Source organism: Neobacillus pocheonensis, from assembly GCF_050477905.1.
In the GTDB taxonomy this organism is placed as follows: domain Bacteria; phylum Bacillota; class Bacilli; order Bacillales; family Cytobacillaceae; genus Neobacillus; species Neobacillus pocheonensis_A.
This window is the reverse complement of record NZ_JBCNAD010000058.1, coordinates 105,559-130,355: the sequence shown is the minus strand read 5'-3', so window position 1 is coordinate 130,355 and position 24,797 is coordinate 105,559. Positions and strand designations below refer to the sequence as shown.

27 protein-coding genes are annotated in these 24,797 nt (G+C 38.6%); 25 read left to right on the top strand and 2 right to left on the bottom strand.

The genetic code is table 11. The features are described 5' to 3' along the window. The first annotated feature begins 218 nt into the window (after positions 1-218). The 22 genes from spoIIIAA (at position 219) to spo0A (ending at position 20,271) form a co-directional block, all read left to right on the top strand. Complete coding sequence (spoIIIAA, locus tag ABES02_RS26090; protein WP_430140683.1) at positions 219-1,142, top strand: stage III sporulation protein AA; 924 nt, start codon at positions 219-221, stop codon at positions 1,140-1,142. Next, entirely contained in the window at positions 1,143-1,658 is a 516-nt protein-coding gene (gene spoIIIAB / locus ABES02_RS26085; RefSeq protein WP_430140682.1) for a stage III sporulation protein SpoIIIAB, read from the top strand. An 11-nt stretch (positions 1,659-1,669) separates the two neighbouring features. Continuing rightward, entirely contained in the window at positions 1,670-1,873 is a 204-nt protein-coding gene (gene spoIIIAC / locus ABES02_RS26080) for a stage III sporulation protein AC (RefSeq protein WP_007084610.1), read from the top strand. A 16-nt stretch (positions 1,874-1,889) separates the two neighbouring features. Further along, positions 1,890-2,279, top strand: coding sequence for a stage III sporulation protein AD (gene spoIIIAD / locus ABES02_RS26075; RefSeq protein WP_430140686.1), 390 nt, complete (start codon positions 1,890-1,892; stop codon positions 2,277-2,279). Positions 2,280-2,292: 13 nt separating this feature from the next. Next, positions 2,293-3,492: a stage III sporulation protein AE gene (gene spoIIIAE, locus ABES02_RS26070; protein WP_430140681.1), complete on the top strand. Its 1,200-nt coding sequence runs from the start codon at positions 2,293-2,295 to the stop codon at positions 3,490-3,492. 16 nt (positions 3,493-3,508) lie between these two features. Continuing rightward, entirely contained in the window at positions 3,509-4,138 is a 630-nt protein-coding gene (spoIIIAF, locus tag ABES02_RS26065) for a stage III sporulation protein AF (protein WP_430140680.1), read from the top strand. Further along, a complete protein-coding gene (gene spoIIIAG, locus ABES02_RS26060) occupies positions 4,131-4,784 on the top strand; it encodes a stage III sporulation protein AG (protein ID WP_430140679.1) in 654 nt (217 codons plus the stop codon). Before spoIIIAF ends, spoIIIAG begins: the two co-directional genes overlap by 8 nt. A 16-nt stretch (positions 4,785-4,800) precedes the next feature. After that, positions 4,801-5,361, top strand: a complete 561-nt coding sequence (locus ABES02_RS26055) for a SpoIIIAH-like family protein (protein ID WP_430140678.1) — start codon at positions 4,801-4,803, stop codon at positions 5,359-5,361. 419 nt (positions 5,362-5,780) lie between these two features. Continuing rightward, a complete protein-coding gene (gene accB / locus ABES02_RS26050) occupies positions 5,781-6,290 on the top strand; it encodes an acetyl-CoA carboxylase biotin carboxyl carrier protein (RefSeq protein ID WP_430140677.1) in 510 nt (169 codons plus the stop codon). 14 nt (positions 6,291-6,304) lie between these two features. Beyond that, entirely contained in the window at positions 6,305-7,660 is a 1,356-nt protein-coding gene (accC, locus tag ABES02_RS26045) for an acetyl-CoA carboxylase biotin carboxylase subunit (protein ID WP_430140676.1), read from the top strand. An 18-nt stretch (positions 7,661-7,678) separates the two neighbouring features. Further along, positions 7,679-8,086 (top strand): Asp23/Gls24 family envelope stress response protein, encoded by a 408-nt coding sequence (locus ABES02_RS26040; RefSeq protein ID WP_430140675.1) that lies wholly within the window; start codon positions 7,679-7,681, stop codon positions 8,084-8,086. Between the two features lie 399 nt (positions 8,087-8,485). Further along, positions 8,486-8,884, top strand: coding sequence for a transcription antitermination factor NusB (gene nusB, locus ABES02_RS26035; protein ID WP_430140674.1), 399 nt, complete (start codon positions 8,486-8,488; stop codon positions 8,882-8,884). A 40-nt stretch (positions 8,885-8,924) separates the two neighbouring features. After that, positions 8,925-9,779: a bifunctional methylenetetrahydrofolate dehydrogenase/methenyltetrahydrofolate cyclohydrolase FolD gene (gene folD / locus ABES02_RS26030; RefSeq protein ID WP_430140673.1), complete on the top strand. Its 855-nt coding sequence runs from the start codon at positions 8,925-8,927 to the stop codon at positions 9,777-9,779. 198 nt (positions 9,780-9,977) lie between these two features. Then, the gene (gene xseA, locus ABES02_RS26025; protein WP_430140672.1) at positions 9,978-11,336 is read left to right on the top strand and encodes an exodeoxyribonuclease VII large subunit; all 1,359 of its coding nucleotides are present in this window, start codon (positions 9,978-9,980) and stop codon (positions 11,334-11,336) included. Next, positions 11,326-11,559 (top strand): exodeoxyribonuclease VII small subunit, encoded by a 234-nt coding sequence (locus ABES02_RS26020; RefSeq protein WP_430140671.1) that lies wholly within the window; start codon positions 11,326-11,328, stop codon positions 11,557-11,559. The genes xseA and ABES02_RS26020 overlap by 11 nt, the downstream gene beginning before the upstream one ends. A gap of 2 nt (positions 11,560-11,561) precedes the next feature. Next, positions 11,562-12,455: a polyprenyl synthetase family protein gene (locus tag ABES02_RS26015; protein ID WP_430140670.1), complete on the top strand. Its 894-nt coding sequence runs from the start codon at positions 11,562-11,564 to the stop codon at positions 12,453-12,455. Positions 12,456-12,743: 288 nt separating this feature from the next. Further along, positions 12,744-14,639, top strand: a complete 1,896-nt coding sequence (gene dxs / locus ABES02_RS26010; protein ID WP_430140669.1) for a 1-deoxy-D-xylulose-5-phosphate synthase — start codon at positions 12,744-12,746, stop codon at positions 14,637-14,639. A 3-nt stretch (positions 14,640-14,642) separates the two neighbouring features. Beyond that, positions 14,643-15,473, top strand: coding sequence for a TlyA family RNA methyltransferase (locus tag ABES02_RS26005; protein ID WP_430140668.1), 831 nt, complete (start codon positions 14,643-14,645; stop codon positions 15,471-15,473). 150 nt (positions 15,474-15,623) lie between these two features. Beyond that, the gene (gene ahrC / locus ABES02_RS26000; protein WP_430140667.1) at positions 15,624-16,073 is read left to right on the top strand and encodes a transcriptional regulator AhrC/ArgR; all 450 of its coding nucleotides are present in this window, start codon (positions 15,624-15,626) and stop codon (positions 16,071-16,073) included. 15 nt (positions 16,074-16,088) lie between these two features. Further along, entirely contained in the window at positions 16,089-17,777 is a 1,689-nt protein-coding gene (gene recN, locus ABES02_RS25995; RefSeq protein WP_430140666.1) for a DNA repair protein RecN, read from the top strand. Positions 17,778-17,891: 114 nt separating this feature from the next. Then, positions 17,892-19,190, top strand: coding sequence for a SpoIVB peptidase (gene spoIVB, locus ABES02_RS25990; RefSeq protein WP_430140665.1), 1,299 nt, complete (start codon positions 17,892-17,894; stop codon positions 19,188-19,190). A 286-nt stretch (positions 19,191-19,476) separates the two neighbouring features. After that, on the top strand, positions 19,477-20,271 hold the full coding sequence (gene spo0A, locus ABES02_RS25985) for a sporulation transcription factor Spo0A (RefSeq protein ID WP_430140664.1): 795 nt from the start codon (positions 19,477-19,479) through the stop codon (positions 20,269-20,271). A 71-nt stretch (positions 20,272-20,342) separates the two neighbouring features. Here the strand turns inward: spo0A and ABES02_RS25980 are convergent, their stop codons facing one another. Beyond that, the gene (locus tag ABES02_RS25980) at positions 20,343-20,477 is read right to left on the bottom strand and encodes a YycC family protein (protein ID WP_430140663.1); all 135 of its coding nucleotides are present in this window, start codon (positions 20,475-20,477) and stop codon (positions 20,343-20,345) included. A 36-nt stretch (positions 20,478-20,513) separates the two neighbouring features. Here ABES02_RS25980 and ABES02_RS25975 point away from each other — a divergent pair, with 36 nt between their 5' ends. Next, the gene (locus tag ABES02_RS25975; RefSeq protein ID WP_430140662.1) at positions 20,514-21,242 is read left to right on the top strand and encodes a glycerophosphodiester phosphodiesterase; all 729 of its coding nucleotides are present in this window, start codon (positions 20,514-20,516) and stop codon (positions 21,240-21,242) included. 12 nt (positions 21,243-21,254) lie between these two features. On the opposite strand, the gene ABES02_RS25970 is transcribed toward ABES02_RS25975, so the two are convergent. Continuing rightward, positions 21,255-21,494 (bottom strand): DUF2627 domain-containing protein, encoded by a 240-nt coding sequence (locus ABES02_RS25970; protein ID WP_430140661.1) that lies wholly within the window; start codon positions 21,492-21,494, stop codon positions 21,255-21,257. 188 nt (positions 21,495-21,682) lie between these two features. On the opposite strand from ABES02_RS25970, the gene ABES02_RS25965 reads away from it, so the two are divergent. Both ABES02_RS25965 and yqiS read left to right on the top strand, forming a co-directional pair. After that, on the top strand, positions 21,683-23,758 hold the full coding sequence (locus tag ABES02_RS25965; RefSeq protein ID WP_430140660.1) for a sigma 54-interacting transcriptional regulator: 2,076 nt from the start codon (positions 21,683-21,685) through the stop codon (positions 23,756-23,758). Between the two features lie 132 nt (positions 23,759-23,890). Then, positions 23,891-24,796: a phosphate butyryltransferase gene (gene yqiS / locus ABES02_RS25960; RefSeq protein ID WP_430140659.1), complete on the top strand. Its 906-nt coding sequence runs from the start codon at positions 23,891-23,893 to the stop codon at positions 24,794-24,796. Position 24,797 lies beyond the last annotated feature (1 nt).

The window sequence follows — 24,797 nt, the reverse complement described above, 5'->3', positions numbered from 1 at the left end:
GGAGGCTCCCCAGCACGCCCGCGGAAAGCGAAGCGTCTGGAGCGGAAATCAACAGACTAGTTTAACAGAGCTTTTCTATAAAATACGATATCCCTACAAAAATGTTCCAAATATTAATAGATTCAAAACATATTTTGACAGATTTGAAAGTCATAATGTGTTTTAGCAGGCATACATTTTAAATAATGAGACAGGCATTAAAGAGGAGGAAGCTTTTTGTGGAAACAATCCTAAACTTTTTACCCAAAAATATTGCCGGCCTAATCAAACAAATCCCTCCTGATCAAAAAGAAGAATTGGAAGAAATTCGGATTCGTATTAATCGGCCAATTGAAATTACGATGAAGGGTGCACCCAAATTCTTATCGTATGTCATCCAGCCTGATGATGCTTTCCACCTAATGAATAAAATTAGTCAATTTTCCATTTATACACTTGAAGAGGAACTCAAACGAGGGTATATAACCGTCTCTGGCGGACACCGGATTGGGCTTGCAGGCAAAGTTATTCTTGAAGAGGGAAAGGTCAAGGCAATTAGAGATATAGCGTCTTTTAATATTCGGATCGCCAAGGAAAAGATAGGGATTGCCGATCCAATGATTCCCTTTCTTTATAATGGGAATTGGATGCATACGATGGTTATCGGACCACCGCAAACAGGAAAGACCACCCTGCTCCGAGATTTGGCAAGAATCATATCATCTGGGATTCGCTCAAAAGACATCGAGGCAAATAAAGTAGGAATTGTCGATGAACGTAGTGAAATTGCTGGATGTGTGAACGGAGTTCCCCAATTGACCTTTGGTCACCGGCTAGACGTGTTAGATGCTTGCCCGAAGGCAGAAGGAATGATGATGATGATTCGTTCAATGAGCCCAGAAGTTCTAATCGTCGATGAAATTGGCAGGAAAGAGGATGCGGAAGCCATTCAGGAGGCCGTTCATGCCGGAATAAAACTTATTATGACTACACATGGGACGAGCATGGAAGAGATAAGAAGTAGACCTTCATTAAAGGAAATCCTAGATCAAAGAATTTTCGAACGGTTTGTGATCCTCAGCAGAAAAAGCGGTCCGGGTACCATTACCCATATCTTGGATGAAACTGGTAAAGAATTGAAACAAAAAGTGAGTGTGACATAAATGGTTAAGTTGATCGGTGCCATATTCATAATTGTTGCAACCACAGTCATTGGTTTTGAGGCAGCCCGGCATTTTAGTGAACGGCCCAAACAGCTTCGAGCTTTAAGAACTGCTCTGCAATCACTTGAGGCTGAAATCATGTATAGTCATACCCCATTGCATGAGGCAGCAAGAAGATTAGCAGCACAGTTATCGAAGCCGCTTTCCGCATTTTTTGATAGCTTTGCCAAGAAATTGACTGACACAGAAACAACAGTAAAAGAGGCTTGGGAAACAAGTTTAAAAGAAATATGGAAGTCAACGGCATTAAAACAGGGAGAATTTGAAATTATGAAGCAATTCGGGGAAACCCTTGGCCGTCATGACCGCTTTTCCCAGCAGAAGCATATATTGCTTACTCTTTCGCATCTTGAAAGAGAAGAAGCAGACGCTATTCAAGCACAGGCGAAATACGAAAAAATGGTAAAGAGTCTCGGGTTCCTATCGGGATTGTTACTGATTATTTTATTATTTTAGGGGGAAAAGCAATGGGCTTAGAAGTGGATATTATTTTTAAAATAGCCGGCGTAGGGATAGTTGTTGCGTTTTTGCATACAGTACTTGATCAGGTTGGAAAAAAGGAATATGCCCAATGGGTTACCCTTTTCGGATTTATTTACATCTTATTTCAGGTCGCTTCGATCGTCGATGATCTCTTCCAGAAAATAAAATCAGTATTCTTGTTTCAATAGAAAGGGGGGCTCTGCCATTGAAATCATCAAAATTATCGGCGTAGCTCTTGTTGCAACCTTTCTTGCTTTAATTGTAAAGGAGCAGAAACCTAATTTTGCCTTCCTTTTAATCGTCTTTGTCGGTTGTACCATTTTTCTTTTTTTAGTAGATAAAATTTATGAAATTATTCATATGCTGGAAAAATTGGCCGTCAATGCAAAAGTAAATTTGGTTTATGTTGAAACCATTTTAAAAATAATTGGCATTGCCTATATAGCAGAATTTGCTTCGCAAATCACCAAGGATGCGGGACAAGGAGCGTTGGCATCAAAGATTGAGTTAGCAGGAAAAATTATCATACTCGCCATGGCGATACCGATTCTGACAGTTCTGATCGAAACCATTATCAAACTAATTCCGAGCTAATGAGGTGTAAAAATTGAAGGCTAGGCTGCAGATTATTCCTATTATCATTCTCTTATTCTCCTTTTTATTTATTCCAAGTGTCCAAGCTGCCGAAGAATCTAAAGACCCAGCTGCCACAATTTCACCTCAGGCATTGGTTGACGAACAGCTTAAATCATTGGATTTAACCGAACTTAAACAATATTGGGAGGATATTTCCAATAAATATGGAGGATTCCTGCCGGAAAGCCAAAAGGGAAGTTTGTATGATTTTGTAAGTGGTGAAAAAAAGTTCTCATTTAAACAATGGGGACAGGGAGTACTGAAGTTTGCCTTCCATGAATTTGTTGCAAACGGGAAATTACTTGGATCATTAATCTTACTGACCATTTTTAGCATGTTTCTCCAATCCATGCAAAATGCATTTGAGCAGAGCGCCATAAGCAAGGTTGCTTACTCTATTGTTTATATGGTGCTGGTCATACTAGCTCTCAATAGTTTTCATATCGCCATTAATTATACCAATGAAGCGATTGGAACAATGACATCTTTCATCCTAGCACTTGTCCCGCTTCTGCTAGCATTGATTGCCGCATCGGGTGGGCTTGTTTCAGCTGCATTCTTCCATCCAGTCATATTATTTTTAATGAATATGAGCGGATTATTCATGCAATATATTATCCTGCCACTGCTTTTTTTAGGCACATTGCTTAGCATTGTCAGCACGATGTCTGAACAATATAAAGTGTCACAATTAGCGGCTCTCTTAAGGAACTGGAGCATTGGGTTAATGGGGCTATTTCTAACCGTATTTTTAGGCGTTATCTCTGTACAAGGTGCTTCTGCAGCAGTAACGGATGGAGTAACAATAAGAACGGCAAAATTTGTCACAGGGAATTTCATTCCTGTAATCGGCAGAATGTTCACGGACGCAACAGATACGGTCGTTAGTGCGTCCGTACTTTTAAAAAATACGGTCGGCATTGCCGGGGTAGCAATCCTATTAATCATTGTCGCTTTTCCAGCTATTAAAATCTTAATGATTGCTTTCATTTATAAGTTTGCAGCCGCTATTCTTCAGCCATTAGGTGGGGGGCCGGTTATTAAATGCCTGGACATTATCAGCAAAAGTGTGATCTATGTCTTTGCCGCACTTGGCATCGTATCCCTTATGTTCTTTTTAAGTATTACCGTCATCGTCGCAGCTGGTAATTTAACGATGATGATGAGATAGGAGGGCCCCAAAAGAAATGGACTTTTTAAAAGAATGGGTAACGAATATTATCCTTTTTATCCTTTTAGCAACGGTTATCGACATGCTCCTTCCAAATTCAAGTATGCAAAAATATACAAAAATGGTAACGGGATTGCTGTTAATCGCTATAATTCTAACCCCAATCTTTAAATTAATTTCCAAGGACTTCGAAACAGCATTGGGCTCAATCCCTTCATATCAAGCTCCTGGAGAAAAAAATATGAAAAATTCAATAGATTTAAAGAAAAAAGAAATACAAGCCTCCCAGCATGCATATATTTTAGAAGAAATGGCTGTCCGACTGAAAAAGGACGTTAAGGAGGAGTTGATGGAACAATACGGATTGGAGATAGCAAAAATCGATATAGCGATAAACGAAGAAAGCGATCTAGCATTCCCTGAAAACCTCCAAAAGGTTATGGTTCTTCTGAAGCAGCCAGAAACAAAAGTGAAGACAGTCGAAGCGATTAAACAAATAGAAATTAACACAGAAACTCCTCTTCCATCTCAAAAATCAACAGAAGAAACTGAAAAAGTAGCCGCATTTCTATCGCAAAAATGGAATGTAAAAGAAAAAACAGTTGAAGTTTCGATTGAAGGGGGGATCAATAAAAAGAATGGATAACAACAACAAAGGACCATTAACATGGTTGAAAAAGTGGCTCAAATTGGAAGATAAATCCGATAAAAAACCAGGCAAATATCAATATATGCTTCTCGTCCTCTGCATCGGTGCAGCCTTTATGCTCGTTGGAAACATCGTCTTTAAGCCGAGCTCTAATGCTTCAAATGTACCAGCTGCAACAAATAATAAGAGTGAATCCAGTGATGTGCCGGCATTTGGTCTAAATAAAAGTACTGGTAATAAGGCAATAGCTGAATATGAAGAAAAATATGAAAATCAGCTCAAGAAAGCTCTTCAGGAAATGTTAGGGGTAGACGATGTTACTGTTGTTGTAAATATTGATTCAACAGATAAAAAGATTTTGGAAAAAAATAATGTTTCAAAAACGCAAACAACGGACGAAACAGATCGTGAAGGCGGACAGAGAAAAGTTCAGGAAACCTCATCAGATGAACAACTAGTCATCATCCGAAATGGAGAAAAAGAAGTTCCGGTTGTTGTGGAAACGAAAAAACCTGATATTCGAGGGGTCCTAGTAGTAGCCAAGGGAGCAGGCAATATAGAGGTGAAAAAATGGATTGTAGAAGCAGTGACGCGGGTCTTGGGGGTTCCAAGCCACAGAGTTGCTGTTATGCCTAAAAAATAAAAGGGGGATTTTAATAATGCTATTGAAAAAACAAACGGTTTGGTTATTAACAATGTTGAGTTTAGTGGTTGTCTTATCAGTGTATTACATTACTTCACCAGAACAAAAGAGAAATGACCTTACTGCTGTTCAACAAAATCCGAAAGATCAAATGGATCAAAAGAAGGAAAAACCTAAGACCGAAGCAAAGGATGGAAAAACTGTTGTTTCTTCCATTGCCGGGGATTCTGCTTTTGAAGAATTGCGGATGAAGCTTGAAGATTCACGAAGTGAAGAGAAAGAGAGATTAACGGCAATCCTTGCCTCCACTGATCTTACTCCAGATGAACGAAGTAAAGCAAAGGATCAAATGGATAAGTTGACGCAAACAGCTCAAAAAGAAGAAATTCTTGAAACCTTAATTAAAACCATGGGCTATGACGATGTTCTTGTCAGAGCAGATGGAGAAAAAGTAAGGGTAACCGTTAAATCCACAAAGAAACATAGTGCTGCTGAAGCAAATAAAATCATCAAAGAAGTGAAAAAAGAAATTGGTGATACCAATTTTGTAGCAGTAACCTTCCAGCCTGCGAAATAAATGATGTTAAAAGGAAAGTCGAAGGACTTTCCTTTCAGATTGTCGAGAAAGGGTGTTTTTCTCGGCAATTTTTTTTGATGTCAGAATCAAAAATACCAAATTTAAAGTTTGTTCCTGCAATTGGGCCTGTTGATTTCCGCTCCGGGCACTCGCTTTCCGCGGGGAGGTCCTGGAGGCTCCCCGGCACGCCCGCGGAAAGCGAAGTGCCTGGAGCGCCAATCAACAGACATGTACCAAAGCCTAAACTTCCTTTTTTAGTGGTTTAATTCAATTAAAATAGGGAAAAATAATCATTTGTATTGAATCAATCTCTTAAAATTCAATTTACCAACAGATATAGATTGTTGAACTTTTATGAGGTAGTATCGTATAGTATTAGTAGTAAGTCCTAATTAAAGTAGTACAAGGGGTGTTACATAATGTTAAAAGTACAAGAAATTCGCGAATTGATTAAATTAGTTGACCAGTCTAGTATTGATGAATTTGTTTATGAAATAGACGGTTCTAAAATTAAAATGAAAAAGAATGGTGCTCAGGTAATTACGTCCGTACAACCAGTTGCACAGGCGATTGCACCAATGGCTGCTCCTGTTCAACAGATTCCTGCAGCTAGTGTGCCTGCAGCCGTTGTTGAAGAAATAAAACAAGCGGCTCCAAAAACAGAAGCAGTTCAAGCTGATACAACTAATTTACACAAGATTACATCACCAATGGTTGGAACCTTTTATTCTTCGCCAACACCAGATGCTGATGTTTATGTAAAAGTAGGCGCAAAGGTTTCGAAGGATTCGATTGTTTGTATCGTTGAGGCGATGAAACTATTTAACGAAATTGAAGCTGAAGTAAACGGTGAAATTGTTGAGGTTCTTGTGAAGAACGGCCAGTTAGTAGAATATGGACAGCCTTTATTTTTAGTAAAGCCTGAATAAGGAGCGGTAACAGGATGATCAAAAAACTGTTAATTGCAAACAGAGGGGAAATTGCGGTCAGGATTATTAGGGCATGCAGAGAAATGGGGATTGAATCAGTTGCAGTATTTTCTGAAGCAGACCGAGAAGCTTTACATGTCCAGCTTGCTGATGAAGCATACTGCATTGGACCAACTTCATCAAAAGACAGTTATTTAAATGTAACCAACATAATTAGTGTTGCGAAACTAACAGCTTGCGATGCCATTCACCCAGGATATGGTTTCTTAGCTGAAAATGCGGATTTTGCAGAGTTATGTCGCGAATGTAATATTACCTTTGTTGGACCTAGTCCTGAGGCCATAACCAAAATGGGCACAAAGGATATCGCAAGGGAAACGATGCGGGAAGCAAATGTTCCAATTGTCCCTGGTTCAACTGGAATCATCAATGATATCGATGAGGCCCTTGAATTAGTAAAAAAAATTGAGTATCCAGTCATTATTAAAGCAACAGCAGGCGGAGGCGGTAAAGGAATCCGTGTTGCTAAAAATGAGCAAGAATTGATAAAAGGAATCAATATTACCCAGCAGGAAGCGTTAACTGCTTTCGGAAATCCCGGCGTTTATATTGAAAAATATATTGAGGATTTTCGTCATGTCGAAATTCAGGTGCTTGCTGATAACTATGGGAACACCATCCATTTAGGAGAACGTGATTGTTCGATTCAGCGCAGACTTCAAAAGCTTCTCGAAGAAACGCCTTCACCTGCATTAGATGGCGAAATTCGCACAGAAATGGGAAATGCTGCTGTAAAAGCGGCGAAGGCGGTTGATTATTCAGGTGCCGGCACGGTAGAATTTATCTATGACTACCGCAATCGAAAGTTTTATTTTATGGAGATGAACACTAGGATACAGGTGGAACACCCTGTTACTGAAATGGTCACTGGAACCGATCTTATCAAGGAACAAATCCGTGTGGCCAGCGGCGAAAAATTATCTTTAAAACAGCAGGATGTCACCTTCACTGGGTGGGCAATCGAGTGTCGGATTAATGCCGAGAATCCGGAAAAGAATTTTCTTCCTTCCGCAGGAAAAATCAAAATGTACCTACCTCCTGGCGGTCTAGGCGTTCGCATTGATTCAGCAGCGTATCCTGGATATACAATTCCGCCATATTACGATTCAATGATTGCGAAAGTGATCACATATGGAAGCAGCAGGGAAGAGGCCATTTCAAGGATGAAGCGTGCTTTAAGTGAGTTTGTTGTGGAAGGTATTCACACAACCATCCCGTTCCATTTAAAACTGCTAGAGCACGAAAAATTCGTTGAAGGCCAGTTTAATACAAAATTCTTAGAATTACATGATGTGATGAAATCAGTCTAAATTCTGGAGGTGTTTTAGATGAGTGAATTTAGTATCTTGGAAATGGAACAAGGGAATAATAGCCATGGGAAAATTGAAATTGCTCCTGAAGTCATCGAGGTAATTGCTGGAATTGCGGCATCTGAGGTGGACGGCGTTGCTGGCATGCGTGGAAATTTTGCTACTGGTGTAGTAGAACGGTTAGGGAAAAAAAACCACGGCAAAGGCGTTAAAGTAGAGCTAACCGAATCGGGAATAAAAGTAGATGTCTATTGTTTAATGAAGTTTGGCGTATCCATTCCAACTGTTGCTGGGAAGATTCAAGATAATATTCGTCAGGCGCTGCTTAATATGACGGCTTTGGATGCAGAAGAAGTAAACATCCATGTCGTTGGAATCCAATTTGAATCGCAAAAAATTGAGCCTGAAATCGATTCAGAAGTATAAATAATAAACCAAAGGAGCGCTTCCTTTGGTTTTTTTTCTGTTTTTTAAAATTGGCTGTGTTAAATTTATAAAACCATGTTGATTGGAGCGGAAGGCACGAAGACTCCTGCGGGAGTACGGGGCAGGGGAGACCCCGCAGGAGCGTAGCGACGAGGAGGCTCGCCGAACCGCCCGCGGAAAGCGAAGTGCCTGGAACGGAGATCAACAACCATGTATAATGTAGCCTTTTTAAAATAAAAACGCTTGCAAAATAGAAAAATGTCTTCCTTAAAGTGCGAATCGTTTTTAGTTATGCTATTATCATTTTATGTGTAAGGATTCACGATTACCTTAATACTATAATCATGTATAAAAAATAGACAAAAATTACTTAATATCTCTAAAGGAGTTAAAGGTATAATGAAAAGAAGAACAGCTAGGGAAAAAGCATTGCAGGCGCTTTTTCAAATCGATGTTAGTAATAGTGAACCAACATCCGCTATCGAACACGTTTTGGAAGAAGAGGCAGGCGACGAATATTTATCAAACCTCGTATTAGGCGTGGTTGAACACAAAGCTGAGATTGACCAATTAATTAGTGAAAACCTTGAAAAATGGACAATTGACCGACTGGCTACCGTTGATCGGAACTTACTTAGAATAGCAGTTTTTGAACTGAAGTTTTTCCGTTCTGAAGTTCCGGAAAACGTTATTTTAGATGAAGCAATAGAGATAGCAAAAATATTTGGAGATGACCAATCAAGCAAGTTTATTAATGGTGTTCTTTCAAAGGTTAAAGAAAAACTTCTTAACAATTAAATTGATTGGGATTTCTCAAGGAGAAGGGGAGAGAAGGAAAATGACCGCTGAAATTATTAATGGAAAAGAAATTGCTGCGAAGAAACGATTAGAAATTGCTGAAGAGGTTGAAAAACTAAAAAGCAAGGGAGTTACCCCAGGACTGGCCGTTATTCTTGTTGGAAATAACGATGCATCCCGTACATATGTGAAAAACAAACAAAAAGCATGTGAAGAACTTGGCATGAACTCCCTACTAATTAAAATGTCAGAAGATGTTTCTGAAGAAGAATTGCTTTCAAAAATTGAAGAATTAAACGGGGATCCTTCCATCCATGGTATTTTGGTGCAATTACCAATTCCAAAACATATTGATGAAAAACGGGTAATTGAATCTATTTCTCCATTAAAAGATGTTGATGGGTTCCATCCGATTAACATCGGACGAATGATGACAGGTCAGAATGCATTTTTACCTTGTACTCCATATGGTATTTTGGTGCTCCTCGAAGAATCAGGTATTAGCATAGAAGGAAAGCATGTAGTGGTTGTTGGAAGAAGTAATATTGTTGGAAAGCCAGTAGGCCAACTGCTTTTAAACAAAAATGCAACCGTAACCTACTGCCACTCCAAAACAAAGGATTTAACCAAACATACCACTCAAGCTGATATATTAATTGCTGCTGTTGGAATTGCCAATTTCATCAAAGCAGAACAAGTAAAAGAAGGTGCAGTTGTTATCGATGTCGGTATGAACCGCAATGAAGAAGGTAAGCTTTGTGGAGATGTTGCGTTCAATGAAGTCAGCGAAAAAGCAGGATACATCACTCCAGTTCCAAAGGGAGTAGGTCCAATGACAATTACAATGCTTATGTACAATACATTAAAATCGGCTTCTGAAAGCATTTCCGATTGATAAGCAGGATCTGTCCTTATCTTAGATAAGGACAGTTTTATTCTTTTATTAAAGGCTCTGTTAAACAATATTGTTGTTTTTTATACTCTGTTGATTGGAGTGGAAGGCGTTCGACTCCTGCACGCCCGCGGAAAGCGAACGCCTGGAGCGAAAATCAACAGCCAAATTTAACAGAGCCTTATTAAAAAAGGAGTCGCTATGCAGGAACAAAGATATTTATCTGTGAATGCTTTAACCAAATACATAAAAAGAAAATTTGATGCGGATCCACATTTACGTGATATTCATGTTAGAGGGGAAATTTCAAATTTTAAACAGCATTCAAGCGGACATATGTATTTTACTCTAAAAGATGAAAAAGCCCGAATCCTTGCCGTTATGTTCTCCAGCCATTCCAGGTTGATGAAGTTTTCTCCTGAAAATGGTATGAAAGTAATAATAAAAGGTGATATCACGGTTTACGAACCAAGTGGTCAATATCAAATTTATATTAAAGCGATGCAGCCAGACGGAATTGGAGAATTGTTTTTAGCATACGAGCAATTAAAACAAAGGCTTGAGGCTGAGGGATTGTTTGCGCAAGAAGCAAAAAAGAGCCTGCCGTTATTTCCAAAAACAGTCGGAATCATTACTTCCCCAACTGGAGCAGCTATTAGGGATGTCATTACCACTATAAAAAGGAGATATCCCATTGTTAAGATCCTTGTTCTTCCTGCCCTCGTTCAAGGAGATAATGCTGCCCCTTCCATTGCAAAAGCCATTGAAAAAGCGAATAATATGAACGAAATTGATGTCTTGATTGTCGGTCGTGGGGGCGGTTCAATCGAGGAACTTTGGGCATTTAACGAGGAACTTGTTGCAAGAGCAATCCATCAATCACGGATCCCGATTATTTCTGCTGTGGGACACGAAACAGATTTTACCATTGCAGATTTTGTTGCTGACCTGCGGGCCCCGACTCCAACGGGTGCAGCTGAACTTGCTGTTCCGCATATTGAAGAATTAATGGAGAGGGTGCTGCAGCGACAAACCCGATTGCTAAGGGCGATGCAGGAAAAATATCGTTTCGAAAAAGAACGGTTAAGCCGGGTTCAAAAATCCTATGCCTTTCGCTACCCACACCGTTTATATGAACAAAAACTAGAGCAAGTTGACAAGCTGACAGAAATGCTCGTTCGCGGGAGTTCCCGGGTGACTAGTAATAAAATGGGACAGTTTGAACTCCTTTTTAAACGCTTACAGCGAAATCATCCAAGCGAGGCATTAGTTGAAGCTAATAAAAGATTAGATCGCATTCAAAAAGAGATGAACAGAGCCATGCTCAAAGTCTTATCAAAAAAGCAAAATGATTTTGATCGTGTTATTTCAACCTTACGGGCATTAAGTCCTTTAAAAATTATGGAACGCGGCTATAGTTTGGCTTATTCACAGGACAATCACCTTGTAAAAAGCATTCAGCAAGTTAAAGTAAATGAACAAGTTCAGATTCAATTAACAGATGGCAGCCTATACTGTAAAGTGGAGAACATAAAGGAGAGCGAAAGAAGTGGCGAATGATAAAAAAATATCCTTTGAAGAAGCAATGACAAAGCTTGAGCAAATTGTCGATAAACTTGAAGAAGGTGATGTTCCATTAGAAGAGGCAATTCTCTTCTATAAAGAAGGTATGGAACTATCCAAATTATGTCATGATAAATTAAAAAGTGTTGAAGAACAGCTAACCCAAATTATTACGGAGGATGGACGTACCGAGAACTTTTCCATTGCTGAGGAGGAATAGACTTGGAAACCGGTTTATTAGATGCATTTTCACAAGAATATAAAAAGCTGCTAGAGAATGAGCTTAAATCTCTGGTTGAAAAGCTTAATGCTCCTTCGATCATTAAAGAATCCATGATCTATTCCCTTGAAGCAGGTGGAAAAAGAATACGTCCATTATTATTATTTGCAACCATGGATGCCTTCGGATTGGACCCAAGAAAAGGGCTTTTAGCAGCAGCGGCAATCGAAATGATTCATACTTATTCCTTAATCCATGATGACCTTCCAAGTATGGATAATGACGATCTTCGAAGAGGTAAGCCTACTAATCATAAAGTATTTGGTGACGCAATAGCAATACTGGCTGGGGATGCATTATTAACCTACAGCTTCGAGGTGATGGGGAATATTCCTAACGAAAATGCTGCACCAGAGACAAAGCTAAAGTTAACGGTAGAAATGGCAAAAGCCGCTGGAACAGAAGGAATGGTGGGCGGTCAAGTAGCCGACATGGAGGGAGAAAAAAAAGCACTCTCACTAGAGGAACTTGAATATATACATATTCATAAAACTGGAAAACTTCTCCGTTTCAGTGTTTTAGCTGGTGCCATTTTAGCTGGTGCAAAACATTGTCAAATAGAAGATTTATCAGCCTTTGCTCATCATCTTGGTCTTGCTTTTCAAATCCAAGATGATATTCTTGATGTGGTTGGGAACGAGCATTTGATTGGCAAGCCTGTAGGCAGTGATACAACCAATCAAAAAAGCACCTATCCTCAATTACTATCTCTAGATGGAGCAAGAGATGCTTTACAAATGCAAATTAATCTGTCAAAAGAATATTTGGAAAAGACAGGTTTAAATACGAAATTACTAATGGAAATAACGGATTTAGTTGCTTCAAGAGACCACTAACGAACGGTTATTTGAGGCAGCGAAATAAGTATGTTATAATTGTTTTCAATGTGTAGAAAACGTTGTCAATGCCGTTATCACTTTCGTGTTAGCGGCATTTTTAAAAGTGAATTTAAATTCGACTTCGAGAATTGTCCAGCTTCAGGCGCCATCGGCTCGAGGTCACAAGCCAATCCGTCCAAAAGGTTAAAGAACTACCTTTCGGCCGGCTCGTCTTGTGCTTGTCGCCGATAGACGGGCGCCTTGCGCTTTTCTTATTAGAATGATATGAAAGTGAGTGGTCCAAAAATGGATCTGTTATCAATAAAAGACCCATCCTTCTTAAAAAGGATGACTAACAAAGAACTGGAGGCTTTAAGTCAGGAAATTCGACAATTCTTGATCGAGAAGTTATCTGTGACTGGAGGCCATATTGGACCGAATTTAGGTGTAGTAGAATTAACGATTGCCCTACATAAATGCTTTAACAGCCCAACCGATAAAATTATTTGGGATGTGGGTCATCAATCTTATGTTCATAAGATTTTAACGGGTAGGGCATGTGAATTTGATACATTAAGACAATTTAAAGGGCTTTGCGGTTTTCCAAAACGTATTGAGAGCGAACATGATGTTTGGGAAACAGGGCATAGTTCAACCTCTCTTTCTGCAGCCATGGGAATGGCGATAGCAAGAGATTTAAAAAAGGAAAAATCATTTGTTGTTCCTGTTATTGGTGATGGTGCATTAACAGGTGGGATGGCTTTAGAAGCGCTAAATCATATCGGACATGAGAAAAAGGATATGATTGTTATTTTAAACGATAATGAAATGTCCATAGCTCCGAATGTTGGTGCCTTGCATAATATCCTTGGTCAATTACGGACTGCTGGTAAATATCAATGGGTCAAAGATGAATTGGAAGTGTTGTTAAAAAAGGTTCCTGCAGTTGGTGGGAAATTAGCCGCTACGGCAGAACGGGTAAAAGACAGCCTTAAATATTTATTTGTGTCTGGCATGTTTTTTGAGGAACTTGGTTTTACATATTTAGGACCGATTGATGGTCATAATTTTGAAAATCTGTTTGAAAGCCTTAGCTATGCCAAAAAAACAGAAGGCCCAGTACTCCTTCATGTGATCACAAAGAAAGGGAAAGGCTATCATCCTGCCGAAAGTGATAAAACAGGCACATGGCATGGAACGGGTCCATACAAGATGGATACAGGAGCCTTTGTCAAACCTGATAAAAAACAGCCACCTGCTTGGAGCAGTTTAATAAGTGAAACTGTTCGCAGGCTTGCTCGTGAAGATCAACGAATTGTTGCCATAACTCCAGCGATGCCCGTCGGATCCAAGCTTGAGGGCTTTGCCAGTGAGTTCCCTGATCGAATGTATGATGTAGGGATTGCAGAGCAGCATGCAGCAACTGTTGCGGCAGGATTGGCAACGCAAAATATGAAGCCTTTCTTAGCGATCTATTCAACCTTCCTGCAAAGGGCCTATGATCAAGTTGTCCATGATATCTGCCGGCAAAATTTAAATGTGTTCATTGGGATTGACCGCGCTGGTTTAGTAGGAGCTGATGGTGAAACACACCAAGGTGTATTCGATATTGCCTTTTTAAGACATGTTCCCAATATCGTGCTTATGATGCCGAAGGATGAAAATGAAGGGCAGCATATGGTATACACAGCTTTAAATTATGATGAGGGACCAATTGCTTTAAGGTTCCCGCGTGGTAATGGACTTGGAGTCCCAATGGATGAGGCCTTGCATAATATTCCGATTGGTTCTTGGGAAGTAATCAGAGAAGGAGAAGACGCAGCCATTTTAACCTTTGGAACAACGATTCCTATGGCAATTGAGGCAGCCCAGAAACTTGAGAAACTGGGGATATCTGTAAAGGTTATAAATGCTCGCTTTATTAAACCTTTGGATGAAAAAATGCTTTCGCAGCTTTTGGAAAAAAATATGCCAATCCTTACCATCGAAGAAGCAATCCTACAGGGTGGATTTGGAAGTGCTGTTCTTGAGTATGCTCAAGAACAAGGCTTTTATCAATCGCAAATTGACAGAATCGGAATTCCAGATCAATTTATCGAGCATGGGGATGTCGGTTCATTACTTGAAGAAATAGGTTTAACCACTGAGGAAGTAGTGAAACGAATTTCCATTCTTGCACGAAAAAAACAACAAAGGGCTTAAATAATGAAAAATAAAGAACGATTAGATGTTTTACTTGTGGAACGAGGATTAATTGAAACACGAGAAAAGGCTAAAAGGGCTGTCATGGCTGGCTTAGTTTATACCAATGAAGAACGTTTGGATAAACCTGGTGAAAAAGTTAAAACAGACATTCCACTAAATATAAAAGGGAATATACTCCCATATGTCAGTCGCGGAGGATTGAAGCTCGAAAAGGCATTAAAAACTTTTGAGGTTAATATCCATGACAAAGTTCTCTTGGACATTGGTGCATCAACTGGGGGATTCACGGATTGTGCTTTGCAAAATGGTGCTAAGATGTCTTATGCACTTGATGTCGGCTACAATCAGCTTGCATGGAAACTTCGTCAAGATGACCGTGTTATTGTTATGGAAAGAACCAATTTTCGGTATGTGACACCTGCAGATTTGAGCGGAGAAATGCCGAATTTTGCCTCCATTGATGTATCATTTATATCATTAACCTTAATATTACCCGTGCTAAAGACACTTTTAGTGCCAGGTAGTGATATTATTGCTCTAATAAAGCCTCAATTTGAGGCTGGAAGAGAACAGGTCGGTAAAAAAGGGATTGTTCGAGATGAAAAAGTTCACCTTCAGGTAATCGACAAAATTATTCATTTTTCTATACAACATGGATTTACAATTGTGAACTTGTCGTACTCTCCTATAACCGGGGGAGATGGAAACATTGAGTTTCTTCTTCATCTGAAATGGGAGGGAGAACGTGAAGCGGGGGTTAATCAATTACCAATTTCCCCTATTGACGTCGTGAAGAAAGCCCATATAGAATTTCATACAAAGCAAGAATAAAAGGTAGGCAGGGCTTACCTTTTTTTTGTATTTCATTGTATATTTATTAAGAAAAAAATGTACAAGCAAAGAAATATCGGCTAACATATGAGTAGATACGACATATTAGAACAAAATACTCAGTTGTTCTACGACTAAGAGGTGAAAGTAATGAATAAAGGGCAACGCCATATTAAGATCAGAGAGATAATTGCCACAAATGATATTGAAACACAAGATGAGTTAGTTGATGAACTTAAAAGCGCAGGCTATAATGTAACGCAGGCTACCGTCTCTCGAGATATTAAAGAATTACATCTTGTAAAAGTGCCTTTAAGTGATGGACGCTATAAATATAGCCTTCCAGCTGATCAAAGATTTAATCCATTACAAAAACTAAAAAGATCTTTAATTGACGCATTTGTTCGGATCGATTCGGCAGGACATTTACTCGTTATGAAGTGTCTGCCAGGTAACGCCATGGCTATTGGCGCCTTAATCGATAATTTGGATTGGGACGAAATACTGGGAACCATTTGCGGTGATGATACGATGCTTATTATTTGCCGTACACCGGAAGATACTGAGGTAATAACGAATCGGTTCCTTGATATGCTGTAATTGGGGGAGTGTTCCTTGTTAGCAGAACTGTCAATCAAAAATTTTGCTATAATTGAAAACTTAACGATTTCCTTTCAAAAAGGCTTAACAGTATTAACAGGAGAAACTGGTGCTGGTAAATCGATAATCATTGATGCGATTCATCTCCTTGTTGGTGGGAGGGGGTCAGCAGAATTTGTGCGTCATGGTGAAGAAAAGGCAGAAATTGAAGGGCTTTTTCAAATAGATGACGGACAACATCCTGTGTTTTTGAAAGCGATGGAATTCGGGATCGACATCGAAGAAGGGATGGTCATTCTCCGGCGTGATATTGCCAAATCCGGTAAAAGCGTATGCCGTATTAACGGAAAGCTTGTTACAATTTCTACACTTCGTGAAATAGGTGCGACGCTCGTTGATATACATGGCCAGCATGAACATCAAGAATTAATGGATGAAACTTGGCATTTACCATTACTTGATCAATTTGGCTCTGAAGAAATAGAAGCCTCACTGAAAGAATATCAAGATGTATTCCGCCGGTATGAACAAACCCGGCAAAAGCTTAAAGCTTTAAGTGATAATGACCAACAAACAGCTCATCGGCTTGACTTAATTTTATTTCAATTAGATGAAATTCAAAAAGCGAATTTAAAGCCTCAAGAAGATGATGATTTATACGAAGAAAAGAAGAAACTTGGGAATTTCGAGAAAGTTTTTGCGGCTATTCAATCAAGCTATACGGCCTTACACGGTGAACAAAAGGGGCTCGATTGGATTGGGATGGTAATGGGGAATCTTGAAGATGCTGCCTCCCTTGATATTGCCTATAAGGAAATATTTGAATCCGTTTCAAATTGCTTTTATCAACTAGAGGACGCGGCAAGGTCGTTAAGAAATGAACTGGATGTATTAGAGTATGATCCCCAAAGGCTAATTGAAATTGATGATCGCTTAAATGAAATTAATCAACTAAAGCGAAAATACGGCAAAACAATTTATGAGATATTAGAGTATGCCGCAAAAATTGAAGAAGAAATTGAAACACTGCAAAATAAAGAAACACATATTGGGGAATTGGAAAAGCAGTTAGCTTCTATCAAGAAGGATTTGATACTAGAAGCAAAACAATTAACTGAGATACGTAAGAAATGGGCAGAAAAGCTGACAAAATTAATACATAAAGAATTAAAAGAATTATATATGGCGAAAACCGTTTTTGAAATTCGCTTTGAACCGGACATTGAGCACTTTTCTAAAACTGGAGTGGATCATGTCGAGTTTTATATCAGCACCAATCCAGGAGAACCATTAAAGCCATTGTCGAAGGTTGCTTCTGGAGGAGAGTTGTCCCGAATCATGCTTGCTTTAAAAAGTATTTTTTCCAAACATCAAGGCGTTACTTCGATTATTTTTGATGAGGTTGATACGGGAGTAAGTGGCAGAGTGGCCCAAGCGATTGCTGAAAAAATTTATAAAGTAACAGCAGATTCCCAGGTTTTATGTATTTCACACTTGCCACAGGTAGCAGCTATGGCTGATACTCATTTATTTATTTCCAAGATTATTAAAGGTGGAAGAACGAAAACCTTTGTTTCCCCATTGAAATTGGAAGAAAAAATTAAAGAGATAGGCCGGATGATTTCTGGGGTGGAAATTACCGATTTAACAAAGCAGCATGCAGAGGAATTATTGCAATTAGCAGAAATAAATAAAAAAAATTGAAAAGCTATCCAATCCGGGTAGCTTTTTTATGTAGAACGAAGTTATAAATGATTGTCAAGGAGGCAAAATTATAGATGTAGCCATTTTTAGTTGCAGCAAATAGAAGCGAGGAGAGTGAAAAGTTTGAAGTTAGAGATAATTCGAAAAATTATTGGTGGAATTCTCCTTGTTTCATTAATCAGCCTAATCTTTTTTCAGCCAGTGCAACAATATTTAAGTGTCCCCAAAACAATCACTGTATTTGAAGGACAGGATTATAAATTTCAAAAGGCTGCCCCGGTTACAGCCGCTTTAGTTTCTCACAATTCAAATATTACAGTTAATGAGGAAAAACATTCGGTTTCGGTAAATGCTACGGAAAAAGGCAAAAGTGAAATGCTTTTAGAATATGCAGGTATCCCCATTAAAAAGGTCGATGTAAATGTCTTAAAAGATTTTCGGGTTATCCCAGGCGGCCAGTCAATCGGTGTAAAATTAAATACTGTTGGCGTTTTGGTTGTCGGCCACCATTTAGTTAATACAACAAACGGGAAAAAATCTCCAGGTGAAATCGCAGGAATTAAGGTTGGAGATATTATCACAGAAATCAATGGAAGTAAAATCGAAAAGATGACGGATGTAGCCCCGTTTGTACAAGCAGCAGGTCAAAACGGCAAAGCGTTAGACATGATGATCAGCCGTGATAGCGGCAAATTTAAGACGAAACTAACTCCTTTAAAGGATAGAGAGGAAAACAGCTATAAGCTTGGTTTGTATATTAGAGATAGCGCTGCAGGGATAGGAACCATGACCTTTATTCATCCTCAATCTAAAAAATATGGTGCCCTTGGTCATGTCATTTCAGACATGGATACAAAAAGGCCGATTGTTGTAGAAGATGGTCAAATTGTAAGATCAACCGTAACATCGATTGAAAAAGGGAGTAATGGAGATCCGGGCGAAAAGCTTGCGCGTTTCTCTTCGGACCGTGAAATTGTAGGTAATATCAAGAAGAATAGTCCGTTTGGAATTTTTGGTGAATTAAATAAGGACTTAAAAAATGGAATTTTGGATAAACCATTACCTATTGCTTTATCCCATCAAGTTAAAGAAGGACCAGCAAAAATATTGACTGTTGTAAATAATGACAAGGTAGAGGAATTTAACATTGAAATTGTTAGCACAATCCCGCAAAAGTTTCCGGCTACAAAAGGCATGGTCATAAAAGTAACCGATCCTAAACTGCTTGAAAAAACAGGCGGCATCGTTCAGGGTATGAGCGGAAGCCCCATTATTCAAGATGGAAAGCTTGTCGGAGCAGTGACGCATGTCTTTGTCAATGATCCCACCTCTGGTTATGGGGTGCATATTGAATGGATGCTTAATGAAGCCGGAATTAACATATATGAAATGCCAAAGAATAAAGCAAGCTGATGGATAAGCAAAATAGGTAAACTTTCCTATTTTGCTTCTTTTCTTTGCGTAAAGTTTATTCGACAAATATCAGTAATATATTGGAAAAAATGCGATTTTCGTCGAAAAGAAGAGAAAAACAAAGAAAAGTTAAGATTTTATCACTAATTTAAGAAATATTAAAAAAATGAGAGGATTTTTTGTTGCATTGTCGAATTTCTAATTTAGAATAGAATTAAGAGTCTACAGATGATAATAGTAAGAAACTGAAATAGAGATTATGAGTTGAGCTAAGGAGGAACCGGAGTTGAAAAAAATAAAAGTATGTGTCGTAGATGACAATCGGGAACTGGTTGGATTATTAGAGGACTATATTTCGTCCCAGGATGATATGGAAGTAGTAGGAATTGCACATAATGGTCAGGAATGCCTAGAAATGTTAAGCAATATTGACCCTGACGTACTCGTATTAGATATTATCATGCCACATCTTGATGGTTTAGCTGTACTAGAACGTCTTCGTGAACTGAAAAAAGGAGTTCTTCCTAATGTAATTATGCTAACAGCATTTGGTCAGGAGGATGTAACAAAAAAGGCGGTTGAACTTGGTGCTTCCTACTTTATTCTAAAACCATTTGATATGGAAAATTTAGGAAGTCATATAAGACAAGTTAGCGGCAGCAGTAATTTATTTACCACTCGTAAGACGCCAACAACCAATTATCGTTCACAATCCGAACAAAAACCCAAAAATCTAGATGCCAGCATTACCAGTATTATTCATGAAATTGGTGTTCCTGCACATATTAAGGGATATTTATATTTAAGAGAAGCGATTTCGATGGTTTATAACGATATCGAGCTGCTTGGCTCGATCACTAAAGTTTTATATCCAGACATTGCGAAAAAATATAATACAACTGCTAGCCGTGTTGAACGGGCCATCCGTCATGCTATTGAAGTAGCATGGAGCCGAGGGAATATTGACTCCATTTCATCCCTATTTGGCTACACGGTAAGCATGTCAAAAGCCAAGCCTACAAATTCTGAATTTATCGCAATGGTCGCTGATAAACTACGTTTGGAGCATAAGGCTTCTTGAAAGGATCAGTAAAATAATTAGAAGCCTTCATTATTTGTATGAATGAAGGCTTTTTTTCATTTGGAAGCAATTTATTTTTCTTTTTCTAATTCCATAAGTTTCTGAATAAGAATATGCTGTGGCATGTGCATAAGCTGTTCAAGAGGAACATTTAATTTTTGGGAAAGCTTTAATGCCGTTTCAGGTGATAATTGCAATGGTTTCATTTGTAACCCTCCATTTCTTAGTTAGGAAGTGAAAACATGACACAAATTTTTGCACACCGAGGTTATTCTGCTTCATTTGCTGAAAACACGATGGGGGCATTTATGGAAGCAGAAAAAGCGGGAGCAGATGGGCTGGAGCTTGATGTACAATTAACAAAAGACGGCGAGCTTGTCGTTATTCATGATGAAAAAGTCGATCGAACAACAACAGGTTCCGGATTTGTTAAAGATTTATTATATAAAGAAATAAGAAAACTTAACGCCAATAAAAAAGGATTAAAAAAAGAGACGATTCCTTCTTTAACTGAAGTTCTAGAATGGCTTAAAACAAACAAATTAGTTTGTAACATTGAACTTAAAAATGGATTGATCCCCTATGAAGGAATGGAAGAAAAGGTGATAAACCTAGTTCGAAGGTATGGTTTATCGGACAGAATTATTATATCTTCTTTTAATCATTATAGTATAGTTTTAAGTTATCGTTTAGCACCAGAAATAGAAACAGCACCACTTTTTATAGAAGGTATCTATATGCCATGGATTTACTCACAATCCATTAGGGCAAGAGGAATTCACCCCAAGCATTCGTCCATGTCTGATAATATTATTATCAATACCATGGAAAATGGAATAGCCGTACGTCCCTATACAGTTAATAAAGACGCAGATATGCACAGGTTCTTTAATATTAACTGTACAGCATTCATTACAGATGACCCTGTTAAGGCATTAAGAATAAGAAAACAATATGAAAAGAGACCATAATCATGGCCTCTTTTATTTTGGATTTTTAAATCTAGTTTGGACTTTATTTCTTTTCCTGTCACGGTAGAAAATGAATCCTGCAACAAATCCAAGTCCTCCAATAAAAAAGATTAATCCGGCAAGAAATTGGAGCCATAAATGTGGGAATGGTGCTTGAAGAATCCCGAACGTCATATCACGCATTAATTTAATTCCCACTGCGGCCAAAATACCAGGGATCAATAATATAATAAGGGCAATAATCCTGCTCATGAAATAAATCCTTCCAATTTGTAATTTTATAATGAGAAGCCTATCTTGATTATATCTCATGAAAATAGTATTACATAGCCGAAATTTGTCAAGATACGATATTGAGTATAAAATAAATACTGAAAAAAGTTGCATATTTTTCCTATAATGGGATGAAAAAAATTTCTGTTTTTGAAGGGGCGGAAAAAATGCAAAAAGTTTTGATTGTAGGGGCAGGCAAGGGTGGTACAGCGATCCTAAAAATACTAACTGAATCCGAAGTTTTAAACGTTTTTGCTGTTGTTGACCGAAATTTAGATGCCCCGGGTATCTTATTGGCCCAACGAGAGGGAATAAAAACGGGGACGGATTGGCAGCCTTTTATTACTGAAAATATAGATATTATTATTGAAGTAACAGGGAATGATGCTGTTTTTCAAGCACTAAGAGATGTTAAAAATAAGAAAACAGTTTTGATACCCGGTAGCGTAGCCTTTCTCGTTGCAAGGCTTATGGAGGAAAAAGAGGAGCTAATCGAAAAACATCAAAATGAATCCTATCAGCAGGAATTAATTTTTAATGCTACTAATGATGGGATGGTAGTCATCGATAAGTTTGGCAAGGTTATATTATTTAACAGACGTGCTGAGGAAATTATGGACGTCAAGAAAGAGCAGGCAATAGGGAGATTTGTAGTTGAAGTCATTCCACATAGCCGACTGCCGCATATTCTTGAAACAAGAAGGATTGAATCTAATCAAGAAATGCTTTTGATTAATGGAAAAAAGATTATCACGACGCGCATTCCTATTATTGAAGAGAATGGAACACTAATAGGCGCTTTTGCTGTTTTTAAGGATATTACAGAAGTCGTGAATCTTGCTGAAGAAATTACGGATTTAAAGGAAATACAAACTATGCTGCAAGCCATCATTCATTCCAGTGACGATGCGATTTCAGTTGTGGATGAAAATGGCCGTGGAATTATGATTAATCCTGCCTATACACGTATTACTGGTCTTACTCAAGAACAGGTTATTGGGCAGCCAGCCACTGCTGATATCTCTGAGGGCGAAAGTATGCATATGAAGGTCCTTCAAACAAGAAGAGCGGTCCGAGGAGTAGCTATGAGGGTAGGGCCGAACAAAAAAGAAGTAATCGTAAATGTGGCCCCGATTATTGTAAAGGGAAAATTAAAAGGCAGTGTTGGAGTTATCCATGACATGTCAGAAATGAAATCGCTGAGCAGAGAATTAAATCGAGCTAGGCAGTTGATTCGTAAGCTAGAGGCAAAATATACCTTTGAAGATATTATCGGTCAATCAGAAGAAATGACTCTGGCAATCGAACAGGCAAAGCTTGGAGCTAAAACCCCTGCCACCGTTCTCCTTCGTGGGGAATCTGGAACGGGTAAGGAATTATTTGCCCATGCAATACATAATGCTAGTGATCGTAAATATAACAAATTTATTCGTGTTAATTGTGCCGCTCTATCTGAATCTTTACTTGAAAGCGAATTATTTGGCTACGAGGAAGGAGCCTTTTCTGGTGCGATTAGGGGAGGAAGGACAGGCTTTTTTGAAGAAGCGAACAATGGCAGTATTTTTCTTGATGAGATCGGTGAGCTTTCTGCTAATACCCAGGCAAAATTGCTGAGGGTGCTACAGGAAAATGAAATCATCCGCGTTGGTGGAACTAAGCCTATCACCATCAATGTAAGGATCATTGCTGCAACAAATGTCAATTTGGAAAAGGGTATTGCCAAAGGAACGTTTAGGGAAGACTTATATTATCGATTAAACCGCATGCCGATCCACATCCCTCCGTTAAGAAAACGAAAGGATGAGATTCCCCTATTATGTGAGAGGCTGATTCAAAAAATTAATCGGGATTATGGGCGAAATGTTGAAGGAATCACCCAGGCCGCTTTACTACAATTGATGGGGTATAATTGGCCGGGAAATGTAAGGGAATTGGAAAATATTCTTGGCAGAGCGATTATTTTTATGAATTATTATGAAACCTTCATTGATGTTCAACACTTGCCTGAATTAAAAAATAAAAATTCAGGAAATGAACTACATTCCATCTATCCTAGTGATTCCTTTACATTAGATCGTTCCCTATCCGAGATGTTAGAAGAGTATGAAGCGAATATTATTCAACAAACACTGAGCCGATTGAAAGGGAATAAAACATTAACGGCTAAAACTCTCGGTTTGTCCGTTAGGAATTTATATTACAAGCTTGAAAAATTCAATCTTGAAAAGAATTTCACGCAATAAATTTCACGGTATGAAAAATATTGCGTGCTATGAAATGATAAATAAAGCGTTTTCATAAGTTTTTAGTTTGGCACGGAACTTGCAATATATAATAACGGAGTGGAAGAAATAGGAGAAGGGGTTGATGACAACTTGTTGCTTGAATCACTAATTGACAAAGCAACCCAGGTTAGTGCCAAAACAATAGCAGTTGCAGCTGCAGAGGATGAAGAAGTTATTGATGCTGTTTTGGATGCTCTTAACCGAAATCTCGCAAATTTCATACTATTTGGTGATAAGGAAAAAATCAATACCATTTTGGAAGTGAAAAGACACGATACAAAAGATACTAAAAATCTGGTGATTGTCCATGCAAATACTAACGCATCTGCTGCTGAACTAGCAGTCAAGGCTGTTTTTAACAGAGAAGCTGATGTATTGATGAAGGGGAATATTCCTACAAGTACATTATTAAAAGCAGTTTTGAATAAAGAATATGGACTGAGAACAGGAAATGTTTTATCACATGTAGCGGTATTTGAAGTTCCTGGTTATGACCGTTTTACTATTGTTACCGATGCCGGGATGAATATTGCTCCAGATTTAGAACAGAAGGCACAAATTACAATAAATGCTGTTACTATAGCCAAATCAATTGGCATTGACATTCCGAAAGTAGCGCCGATTGCTGCCGTTGAAGTAGTGAATCCTGTTATGCAAGCTACATTGGATGCCGCTGCATTAACCACAATGAATAAACGCGGTCAAATATCTGACTGTATTGTGGATGGCCCATTGGCATTAGATAATGCGGTTTCAGAGCTTGCGGCAGAACATAAAGGAATTCGCAGTGAAGTGGCTGGCAAGGCGGATATTTTATTGGTACCTACGATCGAGGTGGGTAATGTACTATATAAATCATTAATTTATTTTGCAAACGCTAAGGTTGGAGCAGTAATCGCAGGAGCTAAAGCACCGATTGTGCTGACTTCAAGATCTGATTCTGCGGAAAGCAAACTATATTCTCTTGCGTTAGCGCTATGCTGCGTATCAAAATAGA

Excerpts from the sequence above, each read along its gene's own strand:
- spoIIIAB (WP_430140682.1), top strand. The coding sequence starts at position 1,143 with ATGGTTAAGTTGATCGGTGCCATATTCATAATTGTTGCAACCACAGTC.
- spoIIIAC (WP_007084610.1), top strand. The coding sequence starts at position 1,670 with ATGGGCTTAGAAGTGGATATTATTTTTAAAATAGCCGGCGTAGGGATA.
- spoIIIAF (WP_430140680.1), top strand. The coding sequence starts at position 3,509 with ATGGACTTTTTAAAAGAATGGGTAACGAATATTATCCTTTTTATCCTT.
- spoIIIAG (WP_430140679.1), top strand. The coding sequence starts at position 4,131 with ATGGATAACAACAACAAAGGACCATTAACATGGTTGAAAAAGTGGCTC.
- ABES02_RS26055 (WP_430140678.1), top strand. The coding sequence starts at position 4,801 with ATGCTATTGAAAAAACAAACGGTTTGGTTATTAACAATGTTGAGTTTA.
- accB (WP_430140677.1), top strand. The coding sequence starts at position 5,781 with ATGTTAAAAGTACAAGAAATTCGCGAATTGATTAAATTAGTTGACCAG.
- accC (WP_430140676.1), top strand. The coding sequence starts at position 6,305 with ATGATCAAAAAACTGTTAATTGCAAACAGAGGGGAAATTGCGGTCAGG.
- ABES02_RS26040 (WP_430140675.1), top strand. The coding sequence starts at position 7,679 with ATGAGTGAATTTAGTATCTTGGAAATGGAACAAGGGAATAATAGCCAT.
- nusB (WP_430140674.1), top strand. The coding sequence starts at position 8,486 with ATGAAAAGAAGAACAGCTAGGGAAAAAGCATTGCAGGCGCTTTTTCAA.
- folD (WP_430140673.1), top strand. The coding sequence starts at position 8,925 with ATGACCGCTGAAATTATTAATGGAAAAGAAATTGCTGCGAAGAAACGA.
- xseA (WP_430140672.1), top strand. The coding sequence starts at position 9,978 with ATGCAGGAACAAAGATATTTATCTGTGAATGCTTTAACCAAATACATA.
- dxs (WP_430140669.1), top strand. The coding sequence starts at position 12,744 with ATGGATCTGTTATCAATAAAAGACCCATCCTTCTTAAAAAGGATGACT.
- ABES02_RS26005 (WP_430140668.1), top strand. The coding sequence starts at position 14,643 with ATGAAAAATAAAGAACGATTAGATGTTTTACTTGTGGAACGAGGATTA.
- ahrC (WP_430140667.1), top strand. The coding sequence starts at position 15,624 with ATGAATAAAGGGCAACGCCATATTAAGATCAGAGAGATAATTGCCACA.
- ABES02_RS25980 (WP_430140663.1), bottom strand. The coding sequence starts at position 20,477 with ATGAAACCATTGCAATTATCACCTGAAACGGCATTAAAGCTTTCCCAA.
- ABES02_RS25975 (WP_430140662.1), top strand. The coding sequence starts at position 20,514 with ATGACACAAATTTTTGCACACCGAGGTTATTCTGCTTCATTTGCTGAA.
- ABES02_RS25970 (WP_430140661.1), bottom strand. The coding sequence starts at position 21,494 with ATGAGCAGGATTATTGCCCTTATTATATTATTGATCCCTGGTATTTTG.
- ABES02_RS25965 (WP_430140660.1), top strand. The coding sequence starts at position 21,683 with ATGCAAAAAGTTTTGATTGTAGGGGCAGGCAAGGGTGGTACAGCGATC.